19 protein-coding genes and 1 tRNA gene are annotated in these 14,490 nt (G+C 64.9%); 12 read left to right on the forward strand and 8 right to left on the reverse strand.

Features of this window, described 5'->3' with window-relative positions; genetic code table 11:
• Positions 1-79 precede the first annotated feature (79 nt).
• From rpmA to hspQ, 3 genes are all read right to left on the reverse strand, one after another.
• Positions 80-346 carry a 50S ribosomal protein L27 gene (rpmA, locus tag ABDV78_RS15965; protein WP_230482215.1) on the reverse strand — a complete coding sequence of 89 codons (267 nt, stop codon included), beginning with the start codon at positions 344-346 and terminating at the stop codon, positions 80-82.
• Between the two features lie 42 nt (positions 347-388).
• Positions 389-688: a 50S ribosomal protein L21 gene (gene rplU, locus ABDV78_RS15970; protein WP_007405484.1), complete on the reverse strand. Its 300-nt coding sequence runs from the start codon at positions 686-688 to the stop codon at positions 389-391.
• Positions 689-886: 198 nt separating this feature from the next.
• Positions 887-1,267 (reverse strand): heat shock protein HspQ, encoded by a 381-nt coding sequence (gene hspQ / locus ABDV78_RS15975; protein ID WP_343528441.1) that lies wholly within the window; start codon positions 1,265-1,267, stop codon positions 887-889.
• A 128-nt stretch (positions 1,268-1,395) separates the two neighbouring features.
• Here hspQ and ABDV78_RS15980 point away from each other — a divergent pair.
• Positions 1,396-1,485 (forward strand) — tRNA-Ser (locus ABDV78_RS15980).
• Positions 1,486-1,915: 430 nt separating this feature from the next.
• Here ABDV78_RS15980 and asd read toward each other — a convergent pair.
• Entirely contained in the window at positions 1,916-2,761 is an 846-nt protein-coding gene (asd, locus tag ABDV78_RS15985) for an archaetidylserine decarboxylase (RefSeq protein ID WP_343528443.1), read from the reverse strand.
• A gap of 53 nt (positions 2,762-2,814) precedes the next feature.
• Between asd and ABDV78_RS15990 the strand changes: the two genes are divergently transcribed.
• Complete coding sequence (locus tag ABDV78_RS15990) at positions 2,815-4,485, forward strand: aminotransferase class III-fold pyridoxal phosphate-dependent enzyme (RefSeq protein ID WP_343528444.1); 1,671 nt, start codon at positions 2,815-2,817, stop codon at positions 4,483-4,485.
• Between the two features lie 107 nt (positions 4,486-4,592).
• On the opposite strand, the gene ABDV78_RS15995 is transcribed toward ABDV78_RS15990, so the two are convergent.
• Together ABDV78_RS15995 and ABDV78_RS16000 are read right to left on the reverse strand one after the other, a co-directional pair.
• Complete coding sequence (locus ABDV78_RS15995) at positions 4,593-5,216, reverse strand: hypothetical protein (protein WP_343528445.1); 624 nt, start codon at positions 5,214-5,216, stop codon at positions 4,593-4,595.
• The gene (locus ABDV78_RS16000; RefSeq protein WP_343528446.1) at positions 5,213-5,890 is read right to left on the reverse strand and encodes a methyltransferase domain-containing protein; all 678 of its coding nucleotides are present in this window, start codon (positions 5,888-5,890) and stop codon (positions 5,213-5,215) included. Before ABDV78_RS16000 ends, ABDV78_RS15995 begins: the two co-directional genes overlap by 4 nt.
• 468 nt (positions 5,891-6,358) lie before the next feature.
• On the opposite strand from ABDV78_RS16000, the gene ABDV78_RS16005 reads away from it, so the two are divergent.
• Positions 6,359-6,778 (forward strand): hypothetical protein, encoded by a 420-nt coding sequence (locus ABDV78_RS16005; RefSeq protein ID WP_343528447.1) that lies wholly within the window; start codon positions 6,359-6,361, stop codon positions 6,776-6,778.
• 58 nt (positions 6,779-6,836) lie between these two features.
• Here ABDV78_RS16005 and ABDV78_RS16010 read toward each other — a convergent pair whose 3' ends face one another.
• Positions 6,837-7,097: an SWIB/MDM2 domain-containing protein gene (locus tag ABDV78_RS16010; RefSeq protein WP_007405135.1), complete on the reverse strand. Its 261-nt coding sequence runs from the start codon at positions 7,095-7,097 to the stop codon at positions 6,837-6,839.
• A gap of 57 nt (positions 7,098-7,154) precedes the next feature.
• Entirely contained in the window at positions 7,155-7,358 is a 204-nt protein-coding gene (locus ABDV78_RS16015; protein ID WP_343528449.1) for a DUF2945 domain-containing protein, read from the reverse strand.
• 105 nt (positions 7,359-7,463) lie between these two features.
• Here ABDV78_RS16015 and ABDV78_RS16020 point away from each other — a divergent pair, with 105 nt between their 5' ends.
• The 9 genes from ABDV78_RS16020 to ABDV78_RS16060 all read left to right on the forward strand — a co-directional run bounded on the left by ABDV78_RS16020 (position 7,464) and on the right by ABDV78_RS16060 (position 14,489).
• Positions 7,464-8,576, forward strand: coding sequence for an S-(hydroxymethyl)glutathione dehydrogenase/class III alcohol dehydrogenase (locus ABDV78_RS16020; protein ID WP_343528451.1), 1,113 nt, complete (start codon positions 7,464-7,466; stop codon positions 8,574-8,576).
• Positions 8,576-8,962, forward strand: a complete 387-nt coding sequence (locus tag ABDV78_RS16025; protein WP_343528452.1) for a VOC family protein — start codon at positions 8,576-8,578, stop codon at positions 8,960-8,962. The genes ABDV78_RS16020 and ABDV78_RS16025 overlap by 1 nt, the downstream gene beginning before the upstream one ends.
• Before the next feature lie 25 nt (positions 8,963-8,987).
• A complete protein-coding gene (locus ABDV78_RS16030; RefSeq protein ID WP_343528453.1) occupies positions 8,988-9,377 on the forward strand; it encodes a VOC family protein in 390 nt (129 codons plus the stop codon).
• A complete protein-coding gene (purU, locus tag ABDV78_RS16035) occupies positions 9,374-10,237 on the forward strand; it encodes a formyltetrahydrofolate deformylase (RefSeq protein ID WP_343528454.1) in 864 nt (287 codons plus the stop codon). The genes ABDV78_RS16030 and purU overlap by 4 nt, the downstream gene beginning before the upstream one ends.
• Entirely contained in the window at positions 10,234-11,076 is an 843-nt protein-coding gene (fghA, locus tag ABDV78_RS16040) for an S-formylglutathione hydrolase (RefSeq protein ID WP_343528455.1), read from the forward strand. The genes purU and fghA overlap by 4 nt, the downstream gene beginning before the upstream one ends.
• A 121-nt stretch (positions 11,077-11,197) precedes the next feature.
• Positions 11,198-11,824: a GTP cyclohydrolase I FolE gene (gene folE, locus ABDV78_RS16045; RefSeq protein WP_343528457.1), complete on the forward strand. Its 627-nt coding sequence runs from the start codon at positions 11,198-11,200 to the stop codon at positions 11,822-11,824.
• Positions 11,821-12,567, forward strand: a complete 747-nt coding sequence (locus tag ABDV78_RS16050; protein WP_343528458.1) for an SDR family oxidoreductase — start codon at positions 11,821-11,823, stop codon at positions 12,565-12,567. Before folE ends, ABDV78_RS16050 begins: the two co-directional genes overlap by 4 nt.
• Positions 12,564-12,917 carry a dihydroneopterin aldolase gene (locus ABDV78_RS16055; RefSeq protein ID WP_343528459.1) on the forward strand — a complete coding sequence of 118 codons (354 nt, stop codon included), beginning with the start codon at positions 12,564-12,566 and terminating at the stop codon, positions 12,915-12,917. The genes ABDV78_RS16050 and ABDV78_RS16055 overlap by 4 nt, the downstream gene beginning before the upstream one ends.
• Positions 12,918-13,025: 108 nt before the next feature.
• Positions 13,026-14,489 (forward strand): porin, encoded by a 1,464-nt coding sequence (locus ABDV78_RS16060; protein WP_343528460.1) that lies wholly within the window; start codon positions 13,026-13,028, stop codon positions 14,487-14,489.
• Position 14,490 lies beyond the last annotated feature (1 nt).

A 14,490-nucleotide genomic window follows, 5' to 3' on the forward strand; every position in this document is an offset into this window, starting at 1 on the left:
GGTGACCCGTCTCCCTTTTTTGCTGGTTCCTGCGCGGAACCCGGGTCACCCTGGTGGGCAACCCGGCGCGGTTGCCCGATTATTCGGCCGCTGCGGCCAGTTCGACCGAGCAGAATTTACGGCCGAGCTTGCCTTCGTGGAACGCGACGCGGCCATCGACGAGCGCGAACAGGGTATGGTCCTTGCCCATGCCCACGTTGCGACCCGGATAGAACTTGGTCCCGCGCTGACGCACGAGGATATTGCCCGCGACGGCTTCCTGGCCGCCGAACTTCTTCACGCCAAGGCGACGGCCGGCCGAATCACGACCGTTGCGCGACGAACCGCCTGCTTTCTTATGTGCCATTGCGATCTACTCCTGGATTTCGTTGGGTGGCGCGGCTGAGATTCAGGCGCCGACCGACACGATCTTCAGGATCGTGTGCTGTTGACGGTGGCCGTTGCGACGGCGATAATTGTGGCGGCGACGCTTCTTGAAGACGATGACCTTGTCGGCCTTCGCCTGGGCGATGATCTCGGCGGCGACCGTGATGCCGTCGACGGCCTTCAGCTCCGAGCCTTCGCCCGCGAGCAGAACGTCACCCAGCGTCACCGACGCGCCGGCTTCGCCTTCGATCTTCTCGACGACGATCTTATCTCCGGCGGCGACGCGATACTGCTTGCCGCCCGTGCGCACGACTGCGAACATGGCTCTTGTCACTTCCCAAATGCATGGCTCCCGCGCGGGAATGCCCACCGGGAAAGAAGGGCCAGCTAGGCAAAGGTGGCCGGATTGTCAACCAAGGATTGCATGTTTTCGCCCCTGGCCATGCCCGGGCGGCTGCCGCCGGGTGGCGCCTGGCCGGAGAAAAGGCGCGATGCCTCAGGCACCTCGCCTGCCGAGGTTTCAGTGCCGGTGTTCGCGCCGCAACAGATAACGACCGTCGGCATAGCCGGTGAACAGTCCGGCGATCGCGGGATGCTCCACCGGTTCATCGCTGTCGTCACGCAAGAGATTCTGCTGGCTGACATAGGCGACATAGGTCGAGTCGGCATTTTCGGCGAGCAGGTGGTAGAAGGGCTGGTCCTTGGCCGGGCGAATCCGCTCTGGAATAGCGTCATACCATTCGTCGCTGTTGGCGAAGACGGGGTCGACGTCGAAGATGACGCCGCGAATGTCGAACATCCGGTGCCGCACGACATCCCCGATCGCGAACCGGGCGGTCGCGACGATGGGCGCCTGTATGTCGAGGCGCGAGGTTGGGGGGAGGGCGTCGATCTGGTTCATAGGGATGATTTAGTGGCTTTGTCGCGTCGCACAAGTTTAGGCGCTTGCATTGCCCAAAAAGCTGATCTAGGAGCGCGCCTCCAATCGATCAGCCCCGAGGGTCCAGCGCCCTTTCGGATCGTCCTCGCGGAGAGGTGGCAGAGTGGTCGAATGCACCGCACTCGAAATGCGGCGTGCCGGCAACGGTACCGAGGGTTCGAATCCCTCCCTCTCCGCCATTGACTGTTAAGTCATTCTGATTTTGGTGACTTTGCTCCTCAACCTGAGTTGAGCGGAGATCTGGGCAAGCTTTACGGCCTTATGTCCACTGCGGCCGCGCCGCCCAATCAATCTTTGATTCGTCGTCGCTTCATTGCCTGCCGGCCGCGCTCAGGCGGATTGAAAGGGCTGTTTGCCAGACTGCGCAACGATCAGATCGCATGCGATTCCAAGTTGGCTTAACATTGTTGGTGCCAGCCCGGATATCTGCTCACGCAGTTCAGTCGAACAAGTACAACATAGCTGCCGACCTCCGCATGGTCAGCCGCTTGACCTAGATTCCAGACGTCTTGGAATCCCCTTTCGATTCTGCCCAGCCGACTCACTCTCTGGATGCTGGTCGGCGTCACGATGCGAGGCGTTGCGGGAAGAGGACATGCCGAGGCGGCATTATCGTACTCTTCCGATCACCTGTCCCGCGCGGATCGCCTGTCCTTCGGCCAGCGTGTCGGCCAGCGTCATGCCCTTGGGCAGGAAGAGGATGATGGTCGAGCCATGTTCGAACCAGCCCATTTCCTCGCCCTTGCCGATCCGCGCCGAACAGGGGGTGCGGCCGGGACCGCGCTCGCGCAGCGTCCGTTCGGTGTCGAGGCAGTGGAGGCGGATGCTTGCGACCAGGATTGCCGCGACCGGTACGATCAGTAGCGGCTGGCCCAGGATCAGTGTCCGCGCCTCGATCACCGCGCGTTCGTTGCGGCAGAACAGTCGCTCGACCCGTTTGAGCGCGATCGGATTCACGTTCCAGCAGTCACCCGACAAATAGGTCACGCCCTCCACCGCCAGGTCGGCGGGGGCATGGAAGCGGTGATACATGCCCGCCGTCAGTCGCAGCGTGACGAACGATCCGTCGCGGAACCGCTCGATCAGATCGGGATCGGTGATCAGGTCGCCCAGACGATAGGGAAAGCCCTTCACCTGATAGAGCCGGTCATCCTCGATGCGGCCATGCGCGCCGACCAGTGCGTCGCATGGCGACGCGATGGTGTCGGGATCGCCGTCAAAGTCACGCGCGCCGTCGCGAAGAGGGCGGACGAAGCCGTCGCGGAGCGACCGGAACCGGGTCGTCCGGGCGTCCGACAGGTCGACGCCCGCGAAGAATTTCCACAGCGCCAGGCTGGGCTTCGCCACCAGCGGGTGCTCGATCCGCGCGATCCGGCCGACCAGTTGAGTCGCGAAGCGACGCGGCAGGCGGTTGGTGATGAGGAAATTGATGTCCTCGTTCAGGAGGAACCGCATGATGGGTCCGCGCATTGTCATGCCTCCGTCATGGGTACGCGGTCAAAGGCCGCATGAACCCGATTCTCACTGGCCTGCTGGCCGTTTCCGCCGGTGCGGTCGCCCTGACGAAAGGGCATCGCCGCCTGACCCTGTCGCGCGCCAAGCATCCCGGCTTGGGCGGGCATGTCCGCATGGCCAAGCGGATCGCCGGGCAGATCCCCTTCTATTCCTATGGCGAGGACCGGTTCTTCCGCGTCGACGAGGCGCCGGACGCGGTCGCGGATCGGCGTCGCGCGGGTTTCGAGCGGCTGGGTACGTTGTTCGCCGAGCGCTTCGCCCAGACGCTGGCGCTGACCAGGGAAACGCGCTCGGGGTTGTCCGACCTGCAATTCACCGGCGCCTATCGCGTGCCGTTCCAGTTTCGCGAAAAGGTCCGCACGACCCTGGCGACCGGGGCCTTCTATCAGCGATCGGAGGGGCCGATCCTGGTCGACCTCGACGGCAATCGGCTGATCGACCTGACCGGCTCCTACGGCGTCAATCTGTTCGGCAACGACTTTTACAAGGCGACCATGGCCGAGGGGGCGGAGATGGTCGCCGATCTGGGCGGGGTGCTGGGCTCGTTTCATCCGGTCGTCGCCGACAATGTCCGCCGTCTGACCGAATTGTCCGGGATGGACGAAGTTTCCTTCCACATGTCCGGGACCGAAGCGGTGATGCAGGCGGTGCGGCTTGCCCGCTATCACACCCGCCGTCCGCGCCTGGTGCGGTTCGCCGGGGCCTATCATGGCTGGTGGGGTGACGTGCAGCCGGGGATCGGCAACCCTGTGCCCGCCGATCGCACCCTGACCCTGGCCGACATGTCCGAACGGACGCTCAAGGTGCTCGCGACGCGCAAGGATATCGCCTGCGTGCTGGTCAATCCGCTCCAGGCGATGCACCCCAATGGCTCGGCCCCTTCGGATGGCCAACTGGTCGATGGAGGGCGCAGGGCGGGGGCGGATCTGCGCGCCTATCGCGCATGGCTGCACCGCCTGGCCGAGACGTGCCGGGCGAACGGCATCGTCCTGATCTTCGACGAGGTGTTCATGGGCTTCCGCCTCGCGAAGGGCGGGATGCCGGAGTATTTCGGCGTTCGGCCTGACCTGATCACCTATGGCAAGACGCTGGGCGGCGGGTTGCCGGTCGGCGTGCTGTGCGGCCCCGCGCATCTGATGAAGCGCTGGCGCGAGGATCGGCCCGTCGACATCTGCTTCGCGCGCGGCACGTTCAACTCGCACCCGATGGTCATGGGGGCGATGAACGCGTTCCTCCGGCGGCTGGACACATCCGAGGTCGCGGCGCTGTACCAGGGGCTGGACGAGCGATGGAATGCGCGGGCCGCGATGTTCAATGCGCGGATGGCGGCGGCGGGGCTGCCGATCTCGGTCGCGCATGTCCAGACGATCTGGACCATCCTCTATTCGGTCGCCTCGCCCTATAACTGGATGCTGCAATATTATCTCCGGGCGCAGGGCTTGGCGTTGAGCTGGGTCGGGACCGGACGACTGATCTTCAGTCTCGACATCGACGACATCCTGTTCGCGGAAATTTGCGACCGCTTCGTTGCAGCGGGACAACAGATGCGTGACGATGGCTGGTGGTGGACTTCCCCCGATGCGCCGAGTGACCTGAAGCTGGCGAACAAGGCGATCCGGCGGCGGATATTGAAGGAGTCGTTGGCGCACCGGCTGGGTCGTTGACCGTCGCCCCGGCGCGGGCCGGGGCCTTTCCCGATGGCGGGATGACGCAAGATATAAAAGAGCGGCGGTCCTTGTCGAACCGCCGCTCCGTCTTGTGCGCGGGCGCGTTACGCCGCCTTCAGATCCTCGAAATCATCGGCGTCGTGCTGTTCCATCCGCTCACCCTTCATCAGGCGGCGCGGCGCGCTGCGGTACATCTTAAAGTCGTTGAACGGGTCGGTGACGATCTTGGTCGCCCAGACGAGCCCGGTTTCCAGGTCGCGTTTCATCCAGAGCTGCAGCACCCGCACGATGATCGCGCTGACGCCCAGGCCCAGCCAGCCGATACCGACATGGCGCAGATAGCCCATGAAACCTTCGGGGCTTTCCAGCGTGCCGAACAAGGTCGGCTGGACCAGCAACACCAGCGGGATCGCGCCCCAGATGCCCATCAGCACATATTTGCGGGCCAGGTTATAGCCGACCTTGATCTCTTCCTTATGTTCGTGGCTGGCCTTGTTCACATGGTCATAGCCCTTGGGCTCGAAGAAGAAGTGCCCGGCCTGGCGGCTGGTCATCGCCACGCCCCAGGCGAGCAGGCTGGCCACGGCGGGATCGATGAACAGCAGGACATAGGCGGTCAGGAAGGTGCAGGCGCTGACGAAGTGCAGGCTCTGGTTGACCAGGCTGTGGTGATAGTAACGATGATCGTCCCACCGCTGTTCGGCGAGCTGCGCGCGAAAACCCGTCATTGACCATGTCCTTGAGGCTGAAACTCGGGCTGAAACACAGGCTGGGGCTGGCGCTTGGCGAAGCGGACCAGCGAGAAATGGCCGAGCGGGGGCAGGGGGCGGCTTTCGGCCAGTTCCACATCGCCGCGCGTCGCGGCCCAGTCGGTATAGCGGCTGAAGGGAAAATCGGTGCGGAAGCCCAGGCGGCTGGTGATCGGCATCAGCGTCTTTTCGATTCGACCGCGAAGCCCGTCGCCCGCGCCGACCCGCGTCGTGATGACGATCTCGCCACCGGGGCGGCAGATGCGGGCGAACTCGTCCAGCGCGCGCTCAGGATTGGGGACGGCGGTGATCACATATTGCGCGACCACCACGTCGAAGCTGTTGTCCGCGAATTGCAGCGCTTCGGCATCGCCATAGGCGATCTGCTCGACATGAGAGAGGTTGCCGCGCTTCACGCGTTCGCGCGCCTTGTCCAGCATGGGTTCGGACAGGTCGACGCCGACGATGCGGTTGCGCGACGAATATTGCGGCAACGAAATGCCGGTGCCCACGCCGACCTCGATGATCCGGCCGCCGATGCGTTCGGCGGCGACGATCGCGGCGGAGCGCCCCTTCCTGAAGACGGGGCCGAAAACCATGTCATAGACCGGCGACCAGCGGTCATAGGCCTTGGTGACGCTGGCGGTACTCATCTGCGTTGCCATCGAAGGGGCATCCCGTTGTGCGACGATGCGACCCCTGTTTGCAGCAGGCGATGACAATTTCACGACATGCGATGTGTTTCATGCGAGAATTTCGCAATAGAGTCGCGAAAATGTCATCGCATTGGCATGATGCTGTCGCAAAAGATGTTTAGGGTTTATTGTGTGGTATTTTGCCAGTTTGCCTGGTGAGTGATTTCGTTACTTGGCAAATGGCAAGGGGCGACATGCTTCCGTGCGCGGAGGTGCGCGCTTTGACCTTATCCAGCGTCAACCGATGCGGGGTGATGGCGCAACCCTGATCGTCCCGCGGGTTCCCGAACCCCGCTCCGCACCCAGGTCGATGGTCGCGCGCCTTCGCTGCTTCCCCAAGTCCCGGCGTGAAGCTAAGTCACTGGCCCCGTTCCTGACTCGAGACCCATGATGCGCCGCGCCGCCTGTCTGTCGCTTTTCCCTTTGATGGCTCTGACGATCGCTGGATGCGGGCAGGGCGTCGGGCGAGGTGCTGACGATAGGCTGGCCGATGCCGATCGACAGGAGCGTGTGCGGCAGGAACAGTCGGCGAAGGAGATGGTCGCCCAGACCGAGGATCAGGTCCGGGTCAAGATGCTGGAACAACGAATCGCGGCGCTGGAGGCGCAGGTCGCGGCGATGCAGGGGGATCGCAAATTGCTCGATGCGCAGCTGGTCGAGCAGCGGCTGAACCAGATCGAGGCACAGAATCTGGCGGTGGCTGGAGCTTCCCCGGCCGGCGGATCGCCCGCGCCTTCGCCCTTGCCGGCTTCGAGTCATAATGGGGGGAAAAGTATACCGGCGCCCAAGCCGGCAGCGACGGCGACACCGCCCGCGCGCAAACCGCTGGTCCTCGACCTGCGATAGCGGCGCGAAGCGGGCGCGTTCGACGCTCCGGCACAGCGGCCGGAGCGCCGGGAAGGGCTTACTTCTTCAGGTGCGCCGAGATGAACTTGTTCATCTCGAACATGGTGCACTTGTCCTTGCCGAACACCTTCTTCAGCTTGTCGTCGGCCAGGATTTCCCGCTTGTTCTCGGGATTCTGCAGGTTGTTGGCCTTGATATAGTCCCACACCTTGCTGATGACCTGGCTGCGCGGCAGCTTCTCGTTGCCGACGATCGCGCCCAGTTCCTCGGACGGCTGTACCGGAGCGTGGATGCCGGTGCCCGTGGTTGCGGTGGCCATGTGTTTCCTTCCTATAATCCTTCTGCGGCCCAGCCATGTCGGCGGGCCGCGCGTGAATCACGCTTTACTCAGCGCGTCCGCCTTGTGCGCTGCCTTTCCGCCATTGTCACTCTCTACTATGTATTGCGGCGCATCCTGCGATGCGCGGACGGTGTGGCCCTTGATGGTCGTGTCGCTCGTCTGCTTCTTGACGACCTTACCCTCGGCGGTGCCGCCATGGCTGTTCCAGGTGACGCGATCGTTCTTTCTAAACTCCGTCATTCCTGCTCTCCCATATAGTGATGCCTATCAATTCCCGAGGCCTTCGCCGGTTGCACCATCGCGTGCCTCGGGGCATCAGAGCGCCATCCAAGGAGACCCAGACCCATGAAGACCCGCGCCGCCGTCGCCTTCGAGGCGAAGAAGCCCCTCGAAATCGTCGAACTCGATCTGGAAGGCCCGAAGGCGGGTGAGGTTCTGGTCGAGATCATGGCGACTGGCATCTGCCACACCGACGCCTATACGCTCGACGGTCTGGACAGCGAGGGCCTGTTCCCCAGCGTGCTGGGCCATGAAGGCTGCGGCATCGTGCGCGAAGTCGGCGCGGGCGTGACCAGCGTGGTGCCGGGCGACCATGTCATCCCGCTCTACACGCCGGAATGCCGCCAGTGTAAGTCGTGCCTGTCGGGCAAGACCAACCTGTGCACCGCGATCCGCGCGACGCAGGGTAAGGGCCTGATGCCCGACGGCACGACCCGCTTCAGCTATAAGGGACAGCCGATCTTCCACTATATGGGCTGCTCGACCTTCTCCAACTTCACCGTGCTCCCTGAGATCGCGGTCGCCAAGATCCGCGAGGACGCGCCGTTCGACACCAGCTGCTATATCGGCTGCGGCGTGACGACGGGCGTGGGCGCGGTGGTCAACACCGCCAAGGTGCAGCCGGGCGAGAATGTCGTCGTCTTCGGCCTGGGCGGCATCGGCCTGAACGTCATCCAGGGCGCCAGGCTGGCGGGCGCGGGCCGGATCATCGGTGTCGACCTCAACCCCGCGCGCGAGGAATGGGGCCGCCAGTTCGGCATGACCCACTTCCTCAACTCCAAGGGGCTGAGCCGCGAGGAGACGATCGCCAAGATCCTCGAACTCACCGATGGCGGTGCCGACTATAGCTTTGACGCGACGGGCAATACCGAGGTGATGCGCACCGCGCTGGAGGCGTGCCACCGCGGCTGGGGCACCTCGATCATCATCGGCGTGGCCGAGGCGGGCAAGGAGATCAGCACGCGGCCGTTCCAGCTGGTGACGGGCCGCAACTGGCGCGGGACCGCGTTCGGCGGCGCGCGCGGGCGGACCGACACGCCCAAGATCGTCGACTGGTACATGAACGGCAAGATCCAGATCGACCCGATGATCACCCACCGCCTGACGCTGGAGGAGATCAACAAGGGCTTCGACCTGATGCACAAGGGCGAAAGCATCCGCAGCGTGGTGATCTTCTGATGTTCAGCCATGTCGTGCTGGGCGCGAACGATATCGACGAGGCCAAGCGTTTCTATGACGCGATCCTGGGCGTGCTGGGCGCGCCCGAGGGGGTGATCGATCCCTGGGGTCGGCTGGTCTACAGCCATAACGGCTCGCGCTTCCTGATCACCCGGCCCCTGAATGGCGAGCCCGCCACGCACGCCAATGGCGGAACACTGGGCTTCGTGGCGGAATCGCCCGAACAGGCCGATGCCTGGCAGGCGGCCGGGGTGGCGCATGGCGGCACCGCGATCGAGGATCCGCCCGGCTATCGCTATCCGCCGGTCGGCAAGATCTATCTGGCCTATCTGCGCGATCCGACCGGCAACAAGCTGTGCGCCCGCTATCTGGTTCCGGCGGCCTGATCCCATTTCTCGAGAGGGGAAAGACATGTACACGCATATCATGGTCGGATCGAACGACGTTGCGCGGTCCAAGACCTTCTACGACGCGGTATTCGGCGCGCTGGGCGGCAAGCCCGGCATGCAGGACCCCAAGGTCGAGCGGGTCATGTATCTGCACAATGGTGCGGTCTTCATCGTGACCCGCCCGATCGATGGCCAGCCCGCCACCCATGCCAATGGCGGCACGATCGGCTTGGGTGCCGTCGATCCTGCTCAGGTCGAGGCAGCCCATGCGGCGGGCGTCGCGAACGGCGGCACCGCGATCGAGGGGCCGGTCGGCGAGCGCGACACCGGCATGGGCAAGGCCTATCTCGGTTATCTGCGCGACCCGGACGGCAACAAGCTTTGCCTGGGTTGCCGCCTGCCTGCCGCATGAGCCAAGCCGACTATATCCTGACGCTGGCGTGCCAGGACCGGGTCGGCATCGTCGCCGCCGTGTCCGGCGCGCTGGCGGGGATCGATGGCTTCATCCTCGACAGCCAGCAATATGCCGATCTGGAGACGGGGCGTTTCTTCCTGCGGATCGTCTTCACCGGCCAGGGCGAGCGTTTCCCCGCCTCGGTCGAGGAGGTGAGGGCGGCGTTTGCCGAACCGGCGACGCGGTTTGGTTTCGACTGGCATGTCGCACCCTCGGGTGAACGCCCCCGGATGCTGATCGCGGTGTCCAAGGGGTCGCATTGCCTGAACGACCTGCTCCATCGCTGGCGGACCAACACGCTGCCGGTCGAAATCGTCGGCGTCGTGTCCAATCATGATTCCCTGCGCCCGCTGGTCGAATGGCACGGCCTGCCCTGGCATCACCTGCCGGTCGGCGATGCCAACCGTGCGGAGCAGGAAGCGGCGATGCTTGCCCTGATCGAGAGCACGGGGGCCGATTACCTCGTCCTCGCCCGCTATATGCAGGTGCTGGGCGAGCGACTGGTGGCGGCGCTGCCGGGGCGGTGCATCAACATCCATCACAGCTTCCTGCCCGGCTTCAAGGGTGCGCAGCCCTATCACCGCGCTCATGCGCGCGGCGTGAAACTGATCGGCGCGACCGCGCATTTCGTGACGGCGGACCTCGATGAAGGGCCGATCATCGAACAGGCGGTGGAGCGTGTCGATCACCGTGCCAGCGTCGACGACCTGATCCGCATCGGCCGCGATATCGAGGCGCAGGTGCTGGCTCGGGCCGTTGCCTGGGTCGGCGAGCGGCGGGTTTTCCTCAATGACAACCGGACGGTGGTGTTCCGATGACGATCGAGACGATTTCGACTTCCAAGGCGCATGGCGGCATCCAGGGCGTCTATGCCCATGACAGCGAGGCGACGGGCACGCGCATGACCTTCTCGGTCTTCGTGCCGGAGCATGAGGCGGGGGAGAAGCTGCCCGTCCTCTGGTATCTGTCGGGGCTGACCTGCACCCATGCCAATGTCACCGACAAGGGCGAGTTCCGGGGACCATGCGCCGCGCATCGCGTGATCTTCATCGCGCCGGACACCTCGCCGCGCGGCGAAGGCGTGGCGAATGACGAGGCCTATGACATGGGGCAGGGTGCGGGCTTCTATGTCGACGCCACGCAGGAACCCTGGGCGAAGCATTTCCAGATGCGCCGCTATATCGAACAGGAACTGCCCGCGCTGATCGCGGAGCATTTCCCCGTAGCCGACATGGACGCGCAAGGGATCACCGGCCATTCGATGGGCGGCCACGGCGCGCTGACCATCGGCCTGCGCAACCCGGATCGCTTCCGCAGCATATCCGCCTTCGCCCCGATCGTCGCGCCGTCCCAGGTGCCCTGGGGGGAAAAGGCGCTGGGTGGCTATCTGGGGCAGGACCGGACGGTGTGGCGACAGGCGGATGCGGTCGCGCTGATCGAGGACGGGGCGCGGGTGCCCGACCTGCTGGTCGACCAGGGCGATGCCGATCAGTTCCTGGCCGAGCAGTTGCGGCCGGAATTGCTGGCCAAGGCCTGCGAGGAGGCGGGGATCGCGCTGACCCTGCGGATGCAGCCGGGCTATGATCACAGCTACAACTTCATCTCGACCTTCATGGCCGACCATGTCGCCTGGGCGGCGGAGCGGCTGCGGCGATAATCCCGCCCCCGTCCCGCTAGGTCCCCAACCCCTTTGTGGCAGGTCGTTTCACTCGCCGCCCGAATTTTGCACCCCGGCAATCGATCCGCTATCGCACCGGCTTTGGCATGAAGGACATGATATGAGCTGCGCCCATGGCGACCCGGAGGATGGCGACCTGATCGGCGAGGACGGCAAGGTCGCGGTTCCCGATCATGTCGCAGAGGCCATCCGCACGCTGATCGCATGGGCGGGCGACAATCCCACGCGCGAGGGGCTGGTCGATACCCCCAGGCGGGTCGCGCGGGCATGGCGGGAATATTGTGCGGGCTATGGCGACGACCCAGCCGTCCACCTGTCGCGCGTGTTCGAGGAGGTCGGCGGCTATGACGAGATCGTGCTGCTGAAGGACATTCCGTTCCAGTCGCATTGCGAGCATCACATGGCGCCGATCATCGGCCGCGCGCATATCGCCTATCTGCCGCGCAATCATGTCGTCGGCATCTCCAAGCTGGCCCGCGTGCTGCACGGCTTTGCCCGCCGCTTGCAGGTCCAGGAACGGCTGACCGCCGAGGTCGCCGACTGCATTTGGGAAAACCTGAAGCCGCTGGGCGTCGCGGTGGTGATCGAGGCGACACATGCCTGCATGACGGCGCGCGGCGTGCGGACGCCGGGTGTCTCGATGGTCACCAGCCGGATGATGGGCGTGTTCCGCGACGATGATCGCAGCCGCAAGGAAGTCCTGTCGCTGATGGGCCTTGATGGATGATGATCCGCACCGTTCTGGTGACCGGGGCGGCCAGGAGGCTGGGCGCTGCGATCGCTCGGCGCCTTGCGGCCGACGGGCATCGGGTGGTGCTGCATTATAACGATTCGCGGGACGAGGCCGAGGCGCTGGCCGCCGAGCTGGACGCGCCGTCTGTCCGGGGCGACCTGTCCGATCCTGCCGATATCGATGCGCTGTTCGCCCGTGCGCGGGATGCGTCGGGTGGCCCGATCGACGGACTGATCAACAGCGCATCGGCCTTCGTCTTCGATCGCCCACCCGATACGGACGCGGCCTTGATGGCGAAGCTCTATGCGATCAATGCCGCGGCCCCCGCGCTGCTCGCCTCGGCGCTGGCGCGGCAGGATGATGTGACGGACGGGGCGGTGGTCGATATCCTCGACCAGAAGCTCGCCAACCCGAATCCTGATTTCTTCGCCTATAGCTGCGCCAAGTTCGCGCTGGCGGGGGCGAACATCATGCTCGCCCAGGCCCTGGCCCCGCGCATCGCGGTCAACGCCGTCGCGCCCGGCCTGACCCTGCAAAGCGGCGATCAGTCGGATGAGGAATTCGCCCAGGCCTCGGTCAAGAATCTGCTCGGCCGCCCGATCGGTGCGGATGCGGTGGCGGAGGCGGTATCCTTCCTGCTGACCGCGCGCGAACTTCGCGGGCAGACGCTTTATGTCGATTGCGGCCAGCGCTTTTGCCGCCGTGACGGGGACGTGATGTTCGAGGGACGGCGATGAGCGCGACCTACACCATCCTGCTTGATGATCTGAGGGTTGCGATGCGGCTGGGCATCCACCCGCATGAGACCGAGCCGCAGCCGGTCAGCCTGTCGGTCGCGATGACCGTCTGCTACCCCGCACCGCCCGCCGCCGACCGGATCGACGAGGTGCTGGACTATGACTTTCTGCGCGAGGGCATATGGGCGCTGGCGCAGGGCCCCGGCTTCGCCCTGCAGGAAAGCCTGTGCGAGGCGGTGGCGGCGCTGTGCCTGGCGGATGCGCGCGTGACGGCGGTCACGGTGCGGTCGATGAAGACCGGCATCTACCCCGATGCGCGCGTCGGTTGCGAGATCGTGCGGACGCGCTGATCGCCCGCTCATCGTCACCGTCATCGATTTGCCACGAGACTGTCATCAATCTGTTGCGAATGGCACCGGTCCCGGCCTAAAGGCGCCGCCGAACCGGGTGGGACAAGCATGGCAAACACGTCGAGACCTTATCGGGGCCGTTACCGGGTCGCCGTCGCCATGCTGCTGGCGTGCTGTCCTGTGCCTGCCGCCGCGCAGACGGTGCAGGAATTGCAGCGCCAGATCGATGAACTGAAGGCGCAGATCAAGGCGTTGACCGACGCGCAGAAGGGCATGACGACAGTAGTGCCGGTCGCCCCGGTCCCGTCGATCCCGGCGCAGCCCGTCTCGCCGGCTCCGCAGGTCGCCAATGCCGCCCCCGTCACGGCCGCACCCGCGCCGCAACGCGTGGCGAGCATTCCCAAGCCGCCGTCCGCCCGCGCGCCCTGGTACGAGCGGATGCGCCTGCGCGGCTATACGCAGCTTCGCTACAATGCCGTGCTGGATTCGCAGGAACCGCTGTCCATCACCGGCTCGCGCCTCCGTTCGGTGCACGACAGTTCGATCAACGACGATGGCGGCTTCCTGCTGCGCCGGGTCCGGCTGGTGCTGCAGGGCGACATCACCGATCGGCTGCAACTCTATTTCCAGCATGACTTCGGGACGGCGGTGAACAACCAGTCCAGCGCCGAGCGGCGCGAGAATTTCGGGCAGTTGCGCGACGTCTATGTCGACTGGTTCCTCGATCCCGAACGCCGCCTGCGCCTGCGCTTCGGCCAGTCCAAGGTGCCGTTCGGTTGGGAGAATCTGCAATCCTCGTCCAACCGCCTGCCGCTCGACCGGTCGGATGCGATCAACAGCGGGGTGCCGGGCGAGCGTGATGTCGGGGTCAACGCCTATTATACCCCCGACGCCGTGCAGGTAATCTGGGACCGCCTGACCAGGAACAAGCAGAAGCTGTTCGGCAATTACGGCGCGTTCGGCGTTGCGCTCTATAATGGGCAGGGGACGAACCGCACCGAGCGCAATGACAGCCTGATGAAGGTCGCCATGGCGACCTGGCCCTTTGCGCTCGATGCGCTGGGGCCGCTCTTCCGCGGGCAGGTGCTGGAGATCGGCGGATCGGCGATGTTCAACCGCTTTCGTCCCGAGCTGCGGGGCGGCGGCGTCACGCCGATCGACTATCGTGATGACCGGGTGGCCGTCCATGCCATCCTCTATCCGCAGCCCTTTGGTATCCAGACCGAATGGACCGCCGGCTGGGCTCCGCAATATGACGGCGCATCGGGCGTCATTCGGAACAGCCGGGCGGGCGGCGGCTATGTCCAGTTGATGGCGGATGCGGGCAAGACCCCGATCGGACGGATGATCCCCTATGCCCGGTGGCAACGCTATCGCGGCGGGTGGAAGGCCAATGTCGATGCGCCGCGCCTGGAAACCGACGAATGGGAACTCGGCAGCGAAATCCAGTTGGTCGAGGCGCTGGAACTGACCATCGCCTATGCCCGGATGGAGCGGCGTGAGGCGGATGTCCGGCGGATCGGCCGAGCGACCGGCGACCTGATCCGCACCCAGTTGCAATTCACCTATTGAG

Source organism: Sphingomonas sp. (assembly GCF_039594485.1).
Taxonomy (GTDB): Bacteria; Pseudomonadota; Alphaproteobacteria; order Sphingomonadales; family Sphingomonadaceae; genus Sphingomonas.